This window comes from Pelagicoccus sp. SDUM812002 (assembly GCF_031127835.1).
Lineage (GTDB): Bacteria > Verrucomicrobiota > Verrucomicrobiia > Opitutales > Opitutaceae > Pelagicoccus.
Genome location: NZ_JARXHX010000004.1, coordinates 165,068 through 180,583, shown reverse-complemented (window position 1 = coordinate 180,583; position 15,516 = coordinate 165,068). Strand labels below are relative to the sequence as shown.

The 15,516-nt window shown below is 53.4% G+C and carries 16 protein-coding genes; 10 read left to right on the top strand and 6 right to left on the bottom strand.

Annotation, left to right across the window (positions count from 1 at the left end; genetic code table 11):
• Positions 1-71 precede the first annotated feature (71 nt).
• The 6 genes from QEH53_RS08315 (at position 72) to QEH53_RS08290 (ending at position 5,151) form a co-directional block, all read left to right on the top strand.
• Positions 72-1,187, top strand: a complete 1,116-nt coding sequence (locus QEH53_RS08315) for a histidinol-phosphate transaminase (RefSeq protein WP_309022707.1) — start codon at positions 72-74, stop codon at positions 1,185-1,187.
• 28 nt (positions 1,188-1,215) lie between these two features.
• Positions 1,216-1,725, top strand: coding sequence for a RidA family protein (locus QEH53_RS08310; protein ID WP_309022862.1), 510 nt, complete (start codon positions 1,216-1,218; stop codon positions 1,723-1,725).
• Positions 1,726-1,844: 119 nt separating this feature from the next.
• Positions 1,845-2,384 carry a response regulator gene (locus QEH53_RS08305; RefSeq protein ID WP_309022706.1) on the top strand — a complete coding sequence of 180 codons (540 nt, stop codon included), beginning with the start codon at positions 1,845-1,847 and terminating at the stop codon, positions 2,382-2,384.
• Between the two features lie 240 nt (positions 2,385-2,624).
• Entirely contained in the window at positions 2,625-4,031 is a 1,407-nt protein-coding gene (locus QEH53_RS08300; RefSeq protein WP_309022705.1) for a DEAD/DEAH box helicase, read from the top strand.
• 63 nt (positions 4,032-4,094) lie between these two features.
• The gene (locus QEH53_RS08295) at positions 4,095-4,256 is read left to right on the top strand and encodes a YqaE/Pmp3 family membrane protein (protein ID WP_309022704.1); all 162 of its coding nucleotides are present in this window, start codon (positions 4,095-4,097) and stop codon (positions 4,254-4,256) included.
• Between the two features lie 130 nt (positions 4,257-4,386).
• A complete protein-coding gene (locus QEH53_RS08290; protein WP_309022703.1) occupies positions 4,387-5,151 on the top strand; it encodes a DUF5995 family protein in 765 nt (254 codons plus the stop codon).
• Between the two features lie 5 nt (positions 5,152-5,156).
• Here QEH53_RS08290 and QEH53_RS08285 read toward each other — a convergent pair whose 3' ends face one another.
• On the bottom strand, positions 5,157-6,077 hold the full coding sequence (locus QEH53_RS08285) for an SRPBCC family protein (protein WP_309022702.1): 921 nt from the start codon (positions 6,075-6,077) through the stop codon (positions 5,157-5,159).
• 156 nt (positions 6,078-6,233) lie between these two features.
• Between QEH53_RS08285 and QEH53_RS08280 the strand changes: the two genes are divergently transcribed.
• A complete protein-coding gene (locus tag QEH53_RS08280) occupies positions 6,234-7,442 on the top strand; it encodes a glycosyltransferase (protein ID WP_309022701.1) in 1,209 nt (402 codons plus the stop codon).
• Positions 7,443-7,450: 8 nt separating this feature from the next.
• On the opposite strand, the gene QEH53_RS08275 is transcribed toward QEH53_RS08280, so the two are convergent.
• On the bottom strand, positions 7,451-9,844 hold the full coding sequence (locus tag QEH53_RS08275) for a DEAD/DEAH box helicase (protein WP_309022700.1): 2,394 nt from the start codon (positions 9,842-9,844) through the stop codon (positions 7,451-7,453).
• Positions 9,845-10,150: 306 nt separating this feature from the next.
• Here QEH53_RS08275 and QEH53_RS08270 point away from each other — a divergent pair, with 306 nt between their 5' ends.
• From QEH53_RS08270 to lgt, 3 genes are read left to right on the top strand one after another with little or no spacing between them, the layout of a single operon-like run.
• On the top strand, positions 10,151-11,245 hold the full coding sequence (locus tag QEH53_RS08270) for a hemolysin family protein (RefSeq protein ID WP_309022699.1): 1,095 nt from the start codon (positions 10,151-10,153) through the stop codon (positions 11,243-11,245).
• A gap of 9 nt (positions 11,246-11,254) precedes the next feature.
• Positions 11,255-11,749, top strand: coding sequence for a hypothetical protein (locus QEH53_RS08265; protein WP_309022698.1), 495 nt, complete (start codon positions 11,255-11,257; stop codon positions 11,747-11,749).
• 32 nt (positions 11,750-11,781) lie between these two features.
• Complete coding sequence (lgt, locus tag QEH53_RS08260) at positions 11,782-12,600, top strand: prolipoprotein diacylglyceryl transferase (RefSeq protein ID WP_309022697.1); 819 nt, start codon at positions 11,782-11,784, stop codon at positions 12,598-12,600.
• 856 nt (positions 12,601-13,456) lie between these two features.
• Here the strand turns inward: lgt and QEH53_RS08255 are convergent.
• The 4 genes from QEH53_RS08255 to pgsA form a co-directional block, all read right to left on the bottom strand.
• Positions 13,457-13,588, bottom strand: a complete 132-nt coding sequence (locus QEH53_RS08255; RefSeq protein WP_309022696.1) for a hypothetical protein — start codon at positions 13,586-13,588, stop codon at positions 13,457-13,459.
• 148 nt (positions 13,589-13,736) lie between these two features.
• Positions 13,737-14,330: a hypothetical protein gene (locus QEH53_RS08250; RefSeq protein ID WP_309022695.1), complete on the bottom strand. Its 594-nt coding sequence runs from the start codon at positions 14,328-14,330 to the stop codon at positions 13,737-13,739.
• Positions 14,331-14,334: 4 nt separating this feature from the next.
• Positions 14,335-14,838: a phosphatidylglycerophosphatase A gene (locus tag QEH53_RS08245; protein ID WP_309022694.1), complete on the bottom strand. Its 504-nt coding sequence runs from the start codon at positions 14,836-14,838 to the stop codon at positions 14,335-14,337.
• Positions 14,839-14,850: 12 nt separating this feature from the next.
• Positions 14,851-15,444 (bottom strand): CDP-diacylglycerol--glycerol-3-phosphate 3-phosphatidyltransferase, encoded by a 594-nt coding sequence (gene pgsA / locus QEH53_RS08240; RefSeq protein ID WP_309022693.1) that lies wholly within the window; start codon positions 15,442-15,444, stop codon positions 14,851-14,853.
• Positions 15,445-15,516: the final 72 nt, after the last annotated feature.

The following is a 15,516-nucleotide window of genomic DNA, read 5'->3' as shown; positions in this document are numbered from 1 at the left end:
GCTCCAAAAAAAGCGCCACCTCTCCGTGGCGCGAAACCCGCTTACGGTAGACACAAAAAGATGTCTACCTTATGAACCGACGCGCCTGGATCAAATCCGCTTCGATGGCCGTGGGGGCTACCTGCGTTTCGCAGAGAGCCTTCCCGCAAACGGCAGCGATTACCCCTCTCACAAGCTCACACGGCTTTACTAATCTCTCTATAAACGAGAACCAGTTCGGACCCTCCATAAAAGCGATTTCTGCTATCCGGTCTTCGCTCGTTTATGCCAATGAATACCCTCTCGACTCTCAGGAAAGGCTAAAGCAACTAATAGCGGAGCGCGAAGACGTCTCCCCATTTCAGGTGATTTTAGGAGCAGGCTCTTCCGACATAACGATGGGGGCCGCAAGCGCATTCAGCGCACCGGGTAACAACATGGTGAGCTCGGATCCGTCTTTTCACCCCTTGATGCTCTGGGCCAAGAAATTCGGCGTAGAGCATGTCAAGATTCCCTGGACCTCGGACCACCAAGTAGACCTTACTCGTATCGAGGAATCAATTACGGTAGATACCAGCCTAGCCTACGTTTGCAACCCCGAGAATCCAGTCGGGACTCTTGCCAACCCCAACGAACTCTACAGCTTCTGCAAAAGCGTCTCCGAGCGGTGCCCGGTCCTCGTGGACGAGGCTTACATAGACTATGCGGGCGATGTCAACGAGCTGTCCATGATGCGCTGCGTTCGCGAGGGACTGCCCGTCATCGTCTTGAGAACCTTCTCTAAAGCATACGGACTCGGCGGCATGCGCGTCGGCTACGCCGTCACCACGCGAGAGCTAGCGGAGAAAATATCAAGCTACTACGTTACCGGCATTGGCTGCGGCTGCAGCCACACTTCGCTCGAAGCTGCCATCGCCGCCTATCAGGACCAAGAATGGCTGGCGACCGTCCGACGCCGGACTGCAGAATCTCGCAAATATCTTTGCAACTACTACGAATCGGTCGGGCAAAGCTTTATCCCTTCAGTCACCACATTTGTGCTATCTCCTACCAAACAAAATTCCAAGATGATCGCTGACGCAATCTTCGGAGCTTACAATGTAAAGGTCAGCCCTCGTAGCTACTTCGGACAAGACTACTTGCGGGTAAGCATGGGGCGGATGGAACAAATGAACAAACTCACCGAAGCTCTTTCATACCTGCTGTAGCTTCCATAGATTACTCCGAAACGTATCGATTCTTTCGATACTGCTATATTCCATTCTGCCGAGCACCTTCGCCGAAGACTCGCCGGAGCAAAAGCTGAAGGCCCTCGGGATCGAACTGCCGCCTGCTTCCAAGTCGGTCGCGAATTACGTGCCGGCGGTCCGTTCTAGGAATATGATCTATCTCGCTGGAGCCATTGCCAAAGGTCCGGACAACAAGTTCATCAAAGGCAAGCTCGGTGAAGACTTCACGGTGGACGAAGGTTACCAAAGTGCCCGCCTCGTTAGCATCGCTCTGCTTTCCGCTTTGGTCGCAGAAATCGGCGATCTGGATCGAGTCGAGCGAATTGTAAGAGTGGAAGGTTTCGTGAACTGCACGAGTGACTTCGAGGAGCAGTCTTTGGTCATCAACGGTTGCTCCGATCTTCTCGTCGAAGTCTTCGGTGAGAAAGGCCGGCACTCGCGCATGGCGGTTGGTGCCCAATCCCTTCCCTTCGGAGCACCTGTTGAGATCGCGGCCATCGTTCAGTTAAAGGAATAGCGGTGCGCCAACTACCCCGTTTTGAAAATATTTTAACTGAAACCCAGTAATATTAGCTAAGTCAGTTCAAGAACTTCGCAGGGGAGACGATTCCAGCCTTGTCCCACAACCTCCTCCTCATGCAGCAAACTAGTACCAGATCCAAGCACCGCGTCGTCGTAGTTGAGGACGATCGTACCTCGCGCAAGCTCATAGCCCGCATTCTCGAACAAGCCGGCTACGACGTCCTTGAGTGTGGCACAGGCAAGGATGCATTGCATATCGTGGAGATGAATCCCCCGCGAGCTATGATCGTGGATGTGATGCTGCCCGACATGAAGGGAACACGCATCGTTCAGGAGCTTACCCACAACAAGGATTGCCGCTTCACCAAATACCTCTTCCTGACGGGCATCCTCGCTAAGAAAGACCAAAAACCTAACTACTTTTTCGAAATAGAAGGTATTCGCTACCGAGCATTGCCAAAACCGATACGGAAAGGGCAACTCCTACGTCATCTTGCAGATGCGGTCACCCATTCGATGGAAATGGAAATTGCAGAGAAGCGAGCCAAGGAAAGAGAGCAGCTCGACCGCAGAAGGCCCGAAACTGTCGCGGCTCCGATCCAAGAAGAAACGATTCCCGACGGTCAAGTCATTCTCTCAGAAGGCCTTTATTGAGCCTCTCTGGAGCAGCCATAGAAAAAAGACTTTATCTTTTTCCTAGGCGAATCCACTCCTTTGCGCTAACCCTCCGCTCCTAACTCGCGTTTGCCTTCTGATCGGCCGACGCATCGCTCCGGTAGGAAATGACTTTTACCGAGGCGAAACTTAACCACGCCTCACAGGCCATCGGAAGTCGCTAGATCGGAGCCAACGTTCGCAAAACGTGTGGCCGCGACCCGCTACTACCGCACACATATGCCATTCGCAACTCTCGGACTCCGTCCGGAAATATCTGCCGCTGTCGCCGCAAAAGGCTACACCGAGCCTTCTCCTATCCAGGCCCAAGCCATACCAGCCATTCTCGAAGGACGCGATGTCCTCGGGGGAGCCCAAACCGGTACCGGCAAAACCGCCGCATTCAGCCTGCCCCTCCTGCAACGTCTCTCTGAGTCCAACTTCAAGAACAAGCGGCCCCGCGCTCTCGTCCTCACGCCGACCCGCGAGCTCGCTGCCCAAGTGCACCAGAGCATTATCGACTACGGCGACGGCCTGAAGCTGCACTCAGCCTGCTTCTTCGGAGGCGTAAACATCAACCCTCAAATCTCCAAGCTCCGCCGAGGACTCGACATCATCGTAGCCACGCCAGGACGCTTGCTCGACCTTTGCCAGCGCGGAGAGGCCAATTTGGGAGCCATCGAAACCCTCGTCCTCGACGAAGCGGACCGGATGCTCGACATGGGCTTCATCCACGACATCAAGAAGATCCTCAAGCTACTCCCGCACGATCGCCAAAACCTCTTCTTCTCCGCCACCTACGCAAAGGAGGTCAAAAAGCTCGCTGACACCATCCTTCGCAATCCCGTCGAAGTGGAAGTCGCACCTCGCAACGCGACGGTCGACATGATTTCCCAAGAGGCCTACTCTATCGGCCAAAAAAGCAAGCGCGACGCACTCTCTTCATTGATCCAGAATGGAGACTGGAAACAAGTCCTCGTCTTCACCCGTACCAAGCACGGAGCTAACCGGCTCGCCAAGCAACTCGAGTCCGACGGCATTACCGCAGCAGCAATCCATGGCAACAAAAGCCAATCCGCTCGCGAACGCGCCCTCGAAGATTTCAAGACCAATTACATCCGCGTTCTTGTCGCAACCGACATCGCCGCCCGCGGCATCGATATAGCAGATCTTCCTCATGTAGTTAATTTCGAACTACCCAACATACCCGAGGACTATGTACACCGTATAGGTCGTACTGGCCGCGCCGGAAAGAAGGGCAAAGCCATTTCCCTCGTCTGCTCTGAAGAGGAGGCCTACTTGGTCGCCATCGAAAAGGTTCTCAAGCACGAGATCAAACTCCTCGAACTAAGTCCCAAGGGCGTGATTGGACGCGAGGCCCAGCGCATCGCCAACCCACAAAAACCCAAGAAGGTCCAAGTATCCAGAGGACCACGACAAGGTGGCGGACGTCCTGACGGTAACCGAAGCGGCAAACCTTCTCCACGCCCAACAGGAAGATCCGGTGGACGCCCTGGACCAAAACAAAACGGCCGCTCTAGCAGTAAGCCAGCCGTGCGGCCAACCACCGATTCGAACGCCGCTCCCACCGCAGCTCCCGTTAGTACCCGACGCAATCGCCGCCCGCCGAATCGTCCGAAATTCTAGATTAGGTCCGTTTACTCATCGTCCTTGACCCTCCTTAGGTAGCCGTTTATCAAGTTCTTCGCTATGAGTATCCTCGACATAATCCTTGCCATCTTCCTTCCCCCTGTTGCCGTTTTTCTCAAAAAGGGCGCTGGGAAGGATTTCATCATAAATATCCTGCTTTGGGTCCTGCTTTTCGGTCTCGGCGGTATTATTCACGCCTTCATCGTGCTATCAAAAAAATGAACATTTAAAGGCTAAATGGTATCTATCGATCGATGCCGCCAGACACGCACCGCTATGTTAGCCGTGCGTGTTTTTTTGCGACACATCTCAAGCTCGACCTTTCCACCCATCGCAACCTATCGTTTCGTCTATGATCCGCTCCATAGACGAGGTGATTTTGGAACTCGACCAAATCGTTCTCACCTGTATCGACAAGCAAGACCCTCTCGGCTACTTTGCCTCGCTCTACAAAAGGGTCACGATCGCCGTGAAAGACGGAATCGCGAATAAAGCCTTCGAGGACAACGCTCGTATGGAGAAATTGGATATTATGTTCGCGAGCCGTTACATGGAAGCTTACCGCGCTTTCCAAACGGGAAAACCAACTACCCAATCCTGGAACGCTGCGTTCTCTACCAAATCCAAGCGACTTATTACCCTCCAGCATCTCCTGCTCGGCATGAACGCTCACATCAGCCTAGACCTCGGTGTCGCCGCTGCGAGAACCTCACCCGAAAATCCCTTGGCTCTTAAGAACGATTTCTACTCGATAAACCGTGTGCTCGAAAGCCTCATCGAAGATACCCAGCAACGCCTCACACACATCTTTCGGCCTCTTGGGCTTGCGGATCGACTTCTCGGTCCGATCGACGAGAAGTTGAGCATCTACAGCATCGCCTACGCCCGAGACAAAGCGTGGACTCAGACCCTTGAGCTCTCGTTAGCAAGCTCGGAGAACCAGTCACAACTGATTCTAGAAAGAGATATAGCGGTCGCCAGATTTTCAGCGTGTCTACGCAATCCCAAGAGATTGTCCGTGCGTTTAATTCTCCTAGCAATTCGTTTACTCGAACGCGGTGACACCGCCTATCGTATCAAACTTTTAGATACATTATCCCCTACAATCGACAGTTAAACGGTCTACTTGGCAGGAAAGCAAACCGATGTAGAGAGCTCCTCTTCAGCCACATTCGCCGGATCGCTAAGATAAATTTCGAACGGAGAGGTCGATTTGTTCTGGGCAAAGAGTTTGGCGCGTTGATGCATCGTCCCTGCAGCCCATGGATTGCCCAAGTGACGATAAGGTCCGGTGTGGTGGATAGCGTAGCACTTTTGGTCGGGCATCGTCCCGCTTATCAAACCTGTCGGACAAGGTGAACCTGCTTCTACCGGAAGAGCGACCGTATAACTCGCGGTTCCTTTCGAAACCTCGAACGTATCATAAAAACAAACAGGTGGTCCCGAAATCTTTAATCCCGATTCCTTCGCCAAGGCAGTCGCCTTCTGCATGTCCTCACCCAAGCGAACTGAAATTTCAGGGATTCGACAGTCGTTGCTCAGACCCACGTACTCGAACCCATCGATCATTTCAAAACCAGCGAATTTCATAAGCGAAGGCACCCACCCCAATTCGATTTTATCTTTCAGCATCCGCAAGCCGCGGTCATAATCCATCGAGATAGCTGCTACCGTCATCTTCTTCATCCAAAATAGAAAGAACGGCAAATCGCCTGACATCGTCCAACGAGTATTCGTCTCTTCACTACACTCGTCAAAGAAGAACGAGACCGACGAGACCGACTTGAAGGGCTTAAGAAACGTCAACCGATAATGAAGCTCTCGATTTTCAACGGTATCCATAACTTCCATTTTACCTGATCCGATTATGTCTCCGGACCAGCTATAGCCTCTACCATCCTCGGAATAATCTAGCTTGCACATCGGCTCCGCGAGAATCCACGGAGACCAGCCTGCCCAGTTCTGGAAATCCTTAACGTTCGCGAATACTGCAGCTGCTGTCGCTCTGATCATAATAGAACGTTCGAGACTAAATTTTGGCATGGCTAATCCTTAATTCGAGGGCTGCAAAACGAAAAAACTAACACAGCGGAAACTAGGCCAGCCGGTATCACATGTAAATTTTTGATCACTATCCAACGCTCCGCGCACCCACTTTAAACTGGTAACACACTCGCCAAACTCGAATAAGGGAGCGGCATGAGAGTTCTGATCCTAGGCAAAATTTGGCCCGAGCCCACGTCATCTGCAGCCGGCACGCGTACCTTAGACCTCATTCGCAGCATCAGCCAAACCAATTGGGAGATCCATTTCGCCTGTGCCGCTCAAGTCTCGGATCACAGCCACGATCTCGGCAAGGATTTTGAACTCACGACGCACAGCATCGCTTTAAATGATTCATCCTTCGATACTTGGGTAAGCAAGCTTGCACCACAGATCGTCATCTTCGACCGCTTCATGACGGAGGAACAGTATGGTTGGCGTGTCGCCCAAGCACTCCCAGACAGTCTACGAGTAATCGATACTAGCGATCTACATTGCCTGCGGGAAGCACGCCACCAGAGCTTGAAAACCGGCGGTACCCTGAACTTGCATAACCCGATAGCTCTGAGAGAAATCGCGTCACTCCTCCGCGTAGACCTTTGTCTGATTATTTCAGAATTCGAAGTGCAGCTGCTAGAGCAGAACTTTCCCATCGCAAACTCCAGCCTCGCCTATTGGCCGTTCGCTTTGCCAAAGCCCAACTCCGAGAATCTTAGCTACGACAATCGAAGCAACTTTGTCATGATCGGTAGCTTCATGCACGAGCCGAACTGGGACGCTGTGCAATTTTGCCGCCATGAAATCTGGCCGATCATCCGACACAAACTGCCGCAAGCGGAAGTGGATGTCTACGGATCTTACACACCCGATAAAGCAAGACAGCTCCACAACGAGAGACTAGGGTTCTGCATAAGCGGGCGGGCCCCAAACGCGGTCGAAACATTATCCCATTACCGCGTCAACCTAGCTCCTCTACGGTTCGGAGCTGGCCTCAAAGGTAAACTCGCGGACGCTTTTCTCGCCGGTACTCCGAGCATCGCATCCCCTATCGCGGTAGAGGGAATGTGCGGCGACCTCGAATGGGGAAGCAGAGTATCCATCGAACCAGGACAATTCGCAGATACAGCAGTAGAAACGTACCTCAATCCCACTGCGTGGAAATACGCCCAAGCGTGCGGCCATGAGATCGCAAAAAAGCGTTTCGCTGAGGAGATCTGGCTTCCCAAGCTACCTCAGATCTTGGAACAAGCCCACGAATCGATGCACACGAACCGAGACAAAAACTTTGTCGGCAAACTCCTGAATCACCACCAACACCGCTCGACCGAGTTCATGAGTCGCTGGATCGAAGCTAAGAACAAATAGACCCTGCACTACGCTTCCAATAAGGCTTCTATGTCGTCCAAACTCAGATTGTTATTCGGAGAATTTTCGCTGAACACGGCTGCCGCGAGGTTGGCTTTCTCATCTTGGATTTTCCTGATTTTTTCCTCAATCGTATCCTTGGCAAGGATACGGTAAGCGATTACCTGGTTCGTCTGTCCAATTCGATGGGCTCGATCAATTGCCTGAGCTTCCACCGCCGGATTCCACCATGGGTCTAGCAAAACCACATAGGAGGCAGCCGTGAGCGTGAGGCCAGAACCAGCCGCCTTGAGCGACAGCAAAAAGACCTGTTCGCCACCCTCTTTCTGAAACCGTTCAACCATTTGACCACGGTTCTCGGTTTTACCGGTCAAGCAGAGATTGGCGATACCGCGATCCTCCATCTCGGCCTCGACAATCTCAAGCATGCGAACGAATTGACTGAAAACGAGCACTTTATGCCCTTCCGCTACCAAGGGCTCGAGCAGATCAAACAAGGCCTGCACCTTAGCCGATTCGCAGAGGTCATCAACCTCGCTACCCTTGAGTAATTTGGGATCGCAGCAAATTTGACGGAGTCGCAACAATGCCTGTAGCACATTCAAGCTGCCGCCCTGTCCTTTCGCTGCTTTCAGAACGCTCCGAGCATGTGACAACTCCTCGTCGTAGCGTTCGCGCTGGATGCCTTCAAGTTCGCAATAAATGTCCTTTTCAATCCTTTCCGGCAGTTCCTTGGCGACGTCTTGCTTGAGTCGACGAAGCAAGAATGGCCGCATCCGCTGACGAAGGTCCGCCATTGCTTCGCTGCCGCGAGCGGCGCTGTAATTGGCCTGAAACGACGGTAAAGGACCGAACAGTCGCGGCATCGCGAAACGCATAATACTCCAAAGATCGATGAGAATGTTTTCGATTGGCGTCCCGGTCAGTGCCAACCGATACCGCCCATTGAGGCGGTAGGCGACCTTGCTCGTCTGCGAACTCGGGGACTTAATATACTGCGCCTCGTCCAGCACCACCGCATCCCACTCCTCCGCCAGAAAGTACTCTGCATTGATTCGCAGCTGAGCGTAGTTGACGACAATGACATTCGCCGCTCTAAGGTCATCTCCGGTAGAACGAAACAGAACTGACCGGAGCCCCGTTGCGAATTTCGAGGGCTCCTGTACCCAATTATCTGTTACAGACTTGGGACATACGACAAGTGCGCGAAAGGGTTCCTTTCTGCTTTCCGCGAGCCAAAGCATCCATGCGATAGTTTGCAGCGTTTTCCCCAGACCCATGTCATCTGCCAGAATACCCCCGAATCGCAAACGGCTGAGACGGCAAAGGTAGAGGAAGCCCTCGATCTGGTAGGGACGTAACACCGATTTCAATACTACGGGAACAGACGGTTCGTCTTGCGACCGCAGTTGACTTGCCCGCTTGCGGAGCTCTTTCCAGCTAAGCTCCACCAGCATCTCTTCGGGCAAAAGGTCCTCAACTTGGCAGAGATGGATTCTCTGCGTGTTTCCGCGATCAGGATCGAGACCAAGTGAAGACAAGGCTAGCTTCTCTTCACTCGGCAATTCGCTTTCCAGACGAAGCCACCCCTTCCCTTCTAGTTTAACGAGTCCGCCGTCCGCTTCGCGCAAACGGTTGATCTCTTCCGCTGAATATCCACCGCCCTCGACCTCCCAAACCGCCCGGGCCTGAAACCAGTCGCGATCAGGCGATTCTTCAAGCCGAATTTTCGCCTGAAGCTTCAAGGCTGGCCGATCCCACGACGGGGCTTTCGTAGGTAGCTCGAAACGATCGGCTCCCTTGTTATGTCCAGCCGGGCGTTCGTAACCCTCCATCGGAACGATGCCCTTGAAGGCAAAGTAGTCGAACAAGACTGCTGAGAATTCGTCCAGCGACCTTGGGCTTTCTCTCTGCAACGCGCGTTTTAGTTCGCGAATCGGTTCCCTTCCCGAAATGCCTAGGCTAGGCTTGTCGGCCACAACCTTGTAAAGGTCCTTTGGATACAAGAGATTTCCCGACTGTTTTGCCAATCGCCAAATACGAGCGAGCTCATCTTCGAATGGGCTCAAGGCAGGTTCCATCGGTTTTACGTCTCGCTTCACGGGCGAGCTCAACCCTACCAAACGGTCGCGTGCCACTCTCGCCAAAGCGTATGCATGGGCGCAATTGAAGAAGACGTCACAGGTGCAACTCCCGCTGAAGCCTCCTAGGTCGTTGTCCTCCAAGCGGACTTGAAACGCCCCTTCACGCTTCTCGATCACGCTGCCGCGGATCAGTGACTTACCTAGCGCATCCAGCCGCGCCGCGTGGGACTCGTACAGTTCCGTTCCCTTCGCCAGCGCCGCCGAATCCACTTGTCCCACGAACTTGGCAAACTTCTGGTCGAATACGAAAGGATCCACCCGCCCAATCAGAATTGCCAACACCTCTTTTGCAATAACGAGTACCGATCCGCACGGTTTTCTGACAGAAATAGCCCGATTTCCCACGCTAATATGACCCTTGATTTTTCTCCACCGGGCAGCATCTTTGAAAAAACCAATGACGCACGCCCAACACGCCGACAGTAGCCCTGGCTCCGCCTTTCTCCCATTCGAGGGAGAATTGGATGAGGAGCCTGACTCGCGAAGTTCGAGTCTCTTCCCCTGCCCTATCATCCCCTCACGAGCTCTCGTTAACCGCTCGCAAATTCCCTCGAAGCGCCGCAAATGATCACGCAATTCGTGCTCGCTGTCGTCTTCACTGTAGGCGTCTCATTCGTATGCTCGATGCTGGAAGCCCTCATTCTTAGCACCACCATTGGCGACATCGAGTCCCTCAAGAAGCGGCTGCCACCCAAAGGCGAGCTTCTCGAAGCCCACAAGACTGAGCTTTCCGACACTATTTCGGCGATCCTCACCCTCAACACGATCGCAAACACAGCTGGTTCCACCTTGGTCGGCTCTCTCGCGATTCAGATCTGGGACAGCAACATCATCGGCTGGGTTACCGGCCTGCTCACGCTGAGTATCCTCATTTTCTCGGAAATCATCCCAAAGAACTTGGGAGTCACCTACCGCATTCAGCTCCAGCCCTGGGTGGTAAGCCCACTTCGCTGGATGAAGATCGCTCTCTGGCCCGCTACCACCTTGACCAATATCTCGGTTCGTTTCGTCGTGCGCGAGGAGCAAAACAGCGAGGATTCCTCCTCGAATGAAGAGGAAATCATCCTACTCGCCGAGAAGGGAGCCAAAGACGGGACGCTGACAAGTAGCGAATCCGACATGGTCACCAACGCCCTCAAGCTCGACGACGAAATGGTGAGCGCCATCATGACACCGCGTGTCGTGGTGACAGCCTTGGAAAAAGCCCTCACGATTGGCGATATTTTCAGGACCTATCCTAACATTCCATTCGCCCGCCTCCCGGTCTACGACGAGGAAATTGACCAAATCGTAGGCCTTGTTCGCCGTCGCGACCTTCTAAAATACGTAGCCGAGGACCAGGATAGAATCTGCGTCGGCGAAATCATGAACGAGGTACATTTCGTACCCGAAACCGTAACCGTATCCGCTGCCCTTCAATCCATCCTCAAGACGCACCAGCAGCTCTTGGTGGTCGTGGACGAGTTCGGCTCCATGGCGGGAGTGGTCACCATGGAAGACATAATGGAATATATCCTTGGCCGCGAAATCTTCGAGAAGGACGACGTCGCTATCGATATGCGGGAATTCGCCCGCTCCGAGGCCAAGAGCAAAGGCGCGGAGAAGACCGCAGAAGACGCTGCCGCCGCTGAATCTGAAAGCGAAAATCGGCCCCATTAGGCTTTCTCAATGCACGTCATCGACAAAGCGACCCACGACGGTAGCTGCTTGAGAATACTCGGTTGGTGCTTCAAGCCCTCGACAGAAGTCAAAGCGGTGCACGCGATTTTCGCAGACAGACAAGATTCTATCGAAGGATACGGGCAAGAGAGTCCTGATTTGATTCAGCACTTCGGCGAGGTGGCCAGGGACGCCCGCTTCGCCTTCTCGATCGAAACGACAGAGAGAACCTGCACTTTGGATTTCAAATTTACAGATGGTTCATCCGCTCGCGCGGACATTGACTTAACTAGTCAAGAGCCACCCTTGAAAGCGATCGAGCACCGAATCCAAAACGGCACGTACACAGGGAAGTTTCAGGTATCCAATCCAGATCCAGATCCAGTACAGAGGGTTCACTTCCTCGTAAAAACCGACAACCCCGCTAAACGGGCCGAGCCAATCGATTTCGCAATTACGAACGTCGACCTCGCGGAAATCCATATCGACGAGTATCCAGCCTAACGTTTCATTACCTACTTCCCAAAAATCGAACGATGCTTTTCTCTCCGCCTTGGACCCACGACCTCGATCCCATCATCTACCAGTTCACCGAATCGCTCGCGATCCGCTGGTACGGCCTCGCCTACGTGCTGGGTTTCATGATCGGGGCCTGGCTGCTGCACATTTACTACAAGAAGGGACTGTCTCCACTCGATACCAACCAGCAAAGCGATCTCTTCCTAGGAGTCATTGCCGGAGTCATCGTGGGCGGTCGCCTCGGCTATTTTATCTTCTACTCTCCTGATACTCTACTCGAGGACCCGTTCGCATTCTTCAAGTTCACAGATGGCGGCATGGCCAGTCATGGCGGATTTGCGGGTGTTACGGTGGCTGGTTGGATCATGTCGAAACGCTTCAAGGTTAGCTTTCTTAAAATCGGAGATATCCTTGCGACTCTCGCCCCTCCCGGCCTCCTGCTGGGCCGCCTCGCCAACTTCCAAAACGGGGAGCTCTGGGGCAAGCCTACCGACGGATCATGGGGCGTCATCTTTCCGGGGGGTGGCTTGATGCCGCGACACCCTTCGCAGCTCTACGAAGCAGGCCTCGAGGGCCTTTTGATGCTGGTCTACACCCAAGTCCGGATCTGGACCACACCGGTACTCAAAAACCATCCAGGCCAAGTTGGCGGGGAATTCCTGCTCGGCTACTCCATCGTCCGCATCATCGGAGAGCAATTCCGCGAGCATGACGCAGGCATACTTCCGGTAATGGGCCTCAACCGCGGAGCGATTCTCTCCATCGCCATGGCTGTCGCAGGACTTGCTCTCATCCTTTACGCCCGCAGCAAAAAAGGCGAATCAACAGCACGCTAAATAGTTCTAAGGGCTTAAGGCGAAAACGGAATATTGCCAAAAACTAGGCCGTGTCGCGTCTTCCTTCTCAAGTATCTAAGGCCGATAATTTCAGCGACTAGACCGATACTACATCTCACCGACGTATTCGCTCATCTACTACTGGTAAGAAGACGGCTAACGCCAGAGTTCAAGGAGTGACACGTTTGCCCAGTCCTCGGAATTAGGTGAAGGTGCGAATCGGCGGCCGGGGCTGGCAAGCGTTCCAGGCACCGGCCACGAAAGGCGGCGTGCGCCTCGGAGCCCCCACACTGCGTGTGGGAGGACAGGGATCGGGTGCCCCGTGTCGCCGCTTGCGGCGAAAGCTCGCGGGGTGGGTCCCGGGGAGGAAGGGAGGCAAGCAGCAAGCGTGACCCCGACTTGTCGGGGGCGGGCTGGTTGCTGACACCCTGACCGGTGGGGCACTAGTATTATGTAAGGAGGCGAAGAGCTGGCTCAAGTTGAGACAGCGTGCCGACGAAGCAAAGCACTGGCATGACAGACTCGAAGCGGCTGGCGTGAGTGCGAAGCACCGACGAGCTTGCCGAGGAGCATGTGCCGCAGTGCGGGAGTTGAACGCAAGTTGAGTATCCAGAAGTTGGAGCAAAGGACGCGGATCAAGTATTGAGATTCGACTTTGTTCTGCCTGCACTCTTCTCCCTGCGAAGTTTCCGCTTTCGGATGCCAAAATAGAGGTAAACCAAAAAATAGATGAAGCAAACACAAGAAGCCAAAGTTGACGTCCGGTAGGTTGCTCGCTGCCAGCAAACACAACGAATAGCATGCCTACAGAAAGAAGTAGGAACAGAACAGCCCCGCCAAAACCCTTCAGCATTTATCAGTCGTTGTAAGCATTGGCGAGTCCGTGCAGACCTTGACCAGCGATAACCTCTGGTTCCTGCAGTCCTAAGGCTCTCGTCCAGATTTCCCTAGCACCCGATCCAGCAAATTGCCCTGGAGTTAGCTGCATACTTCCATCCCCTCCAAAGAAGTTAATCACAGCCTCAGCTCCTTGCTCAAATCTGATTGGATTCTTAGCTGCTTGATAGCTGAGAACGCGTCCTATTTCCTTGCCAGTTCTAAAATGCCATACAGCTTCCTTTGCCAGATACCTCGCGCTAGGCTTTGCCTCCAGCAAGAAGGTAAGGCGATCCGTAAGCAATCGCTGGCGGAGCCGCCATTGACACGGCCATAACTTTAAGGCTTTCCTTCGCTTGAGATCCTACATTCAAGTTAGCCTTCGCCGAGTCTGCGTTCGTATACTTCGGGCCAGAAGATGAATTCATCAAGGTGTAGGCTGGGTGGTCGTACGTTTCTGCTAAAGCCGACCGCCTTTTTTCTTCGAAGGTCGCCGTTTGACGTGCTAATCCAGATAAATGCTCCGGACTACGATTAGTACCATGCTCTTCTCTTGGGGCTCTGTAACCAGTTGACATACCTGAGAGTTCGAATACCGGCAACGCCGCATACTCCTGTTGCTCACGATAGAGTGCTTGGATCATGGGATCGTTGAGATATGAATCGACGACTTTGGAGTCAGTTGTCAGATGACCTGCCTTACTAGCTTCCTTATCACAAATACTCTTAGCCGTTTGACTTCCAAACAGCACTGCAAAAGTACCAACTATGAACTTTTCAGTTGGTGCCACATAGCACTTGCCTACAACGTTCTCTGAGCAACAGGTAGCTACCTGAACAGCCCATTTTACCATGGCCTCACCCCAGCCAGAAATGTACGCCGACATTCATAATCACAGCCACGACTAAACCTGCCGCCACGTCGTCGGCCACGACTCCGAACCCGCCGTGGTAGCGCTGGAGCTTCTTGATTCCGAGCGGCTTTAGGATGTCGAAAAAGCGAAACAGCAAAAAGCCCGCGAGCAGGATAAGGAAATAATGCGGGTGATAGTTCACCCCACTTAATCCTAGGAAGCAGATCGGCATCGCCACGAACTCGTCGAGAATGATCTCACCTGGATCCACCTTCTTGAGTCGCTTCTCCGCCTCACCGCAAACACCTATCGCGAAGTAAGACGCTGCCGCTAGGAACAAGACGGCAGCGAAGTCGCTCAGGTGAGCAACGAACACCACGTAGAAGACGATGCCCATGGCCGAGCCCCAAGTTCCCGGAGCCTTGAATTGCCCCAAACTACCTATGGTCGCCAGATTCACGACTGCTCTGTCCGGCCAGAAACGGGCCCATCTTGGATTCTTGATCATCTGAAAATTATCTCAGTCCTTAAAAACAAGCTCGCCGTACTTCCGGAAGTATTTGGCGCCTGAATACAGGGTCATCACCGTGCAAATCCAGAAAAAGCCTCGGCCAATCCACTCCACCCAATAAGCGATATCGGCGGAATATGCTGCTCCCCAACGCACGCAGTCAACGTGGAAAACCATCGCCAAAAGGAATCCTCCCAACGCGATGATTTGCGTGACCGTCTTTTGCTTTCCCGCGCTCTCGGCTGCCATGACGACCCCTTTGGTGGCAGCTACCAGACGCAACCCTGTAATCATGAATTCGCGACAGAGGATCAGCAGGAAAAGAAACATGTGAATGCCTCCCGCATCCGGCCCCTTGTCTACGAGAGCCACCATGATTCCGAGCACCAAGATCTTGTCCGTCAACGCGTCCATCAGGATGCCGAAATTCGACACCTGATTCAACTTACGAGCAGCATAGCCGTCCGCCCAATCAGTAATCCCAGCGATCACGAATAGCACGAATGCCGCCGTCGCCGCACCCGTAAACGACTCACGCATAAGCCACACGATGAGGAACATCATGGGAATCCGCGATAAGGTAAGGACGTTGGGCAAGTTCATTTGCCGCACTCAAGAACCTAAGCCACGCAAAGTAAAGCCCGCTTCGCTCCCAAGTTTGAATCTGGACCGGCA

Excerpts from the sequence above, each read along its gene's own strand:
- QEH53_RS08315 (WP_309022707.1), top strand. The coding sequence starts at position 72 with ATGAACCGACGCGCCTGGATCAAATCCGCTTCGATGGCCGTGGGGGCT.
- QEH53_RS08305 (WP_309022706.1), top strand. The coding sequence starts at position 1,845 with ATGCAGCAAACTAGTACCAGATCCAAGCACCGCGTCGTCGTAGTTGAG.
- QEH53_RS08300 (WP_309022705.1), top strand. The coding sequence starts at position 2,625 with ATGCCATTCGCAACTCTCGGACTCCGTCCGGAAATATCTGCCGCTGTC.
- QEH53_RS08295 (WP_309022704.1), top strand. The coding sequence starts at position 4,095 with ATGAGTATCCTCGACATAATCCTTGCCATCTTCCTTCCCCCTGTTGCC.
- QEH53_RS08290 (WP_309022703.1), top strand. The coding sequence starts at position 4,387 with ATGATCCGCTCCATAGACGAGGTGATTTTGGAACTCGACCAAATCGTT.
- QEH53_RS08285 (WP_309022702.1), bottom strand. The coding sequence starts at position 6,077 with ATGCCAAAATTTAGTCTCGAACGTTCTATTATGATCAGAGCGACAGCA.
- QEH53_RS08280 (WP_309022701.1), top strand. The coding sequence starts at position 6,234 with ATGAGAGTTCTGATCCTAGGCAAAATTTGGCCCGAGCCCACGTCATCT.
- QEH53_RS08270 (WP_309022699.1), top strand. The coding sequence starts at position 10,151 with ATGATCACGCAATTCGTGCTCGCTGTCGTCTTCACTGTAGGCGTCTCA.
- QEH53_RS08265 (WP_309022698.1), top strand. The coding sequence starts at position 11,255 with ATGCACGTCATCGACAAAGCGACCCACGACGGTAGCTGCTTGAGAATA.
- lgt (WP_309022697.1), top strand. The coding sequence starts at position 11,782 with ATGCTTTTCTCTCCGCCTTGGACCCACGACCTCGATCCCATCATCTAC.
- QEH53_RS08255 (WP_309022696.1), bottom strand. The coding sequence starts at position 13,588 with ATGCAGCTAACTCCAGGGCAATTTGCTGGATCGGGTGCTAGGGAAATC.
- QEH53_RS08250 (WP_309022695.1), bottom strand. The coding sequence starts at position 14,330 with ATGGTAAAATGGGCTGTTCAGGTAGCTACCTGTTGCTCAGAGAACGTT.
- QEH53_RS08245 (WP_309022694.1), bottom strand. The coding sequence starts at position 14,838 with ATGATCAAGAATCCAAGATGGGCCCGTTTCTGGCCGGACAGAGCAGTC.
- pgsA (WP_309022693.1), bottom strand. The coding sequence starts at position 15,444 with ATGAACTTGCCCAACGTCCTTACCTTATCGCGGATTCCCATGATGTTC.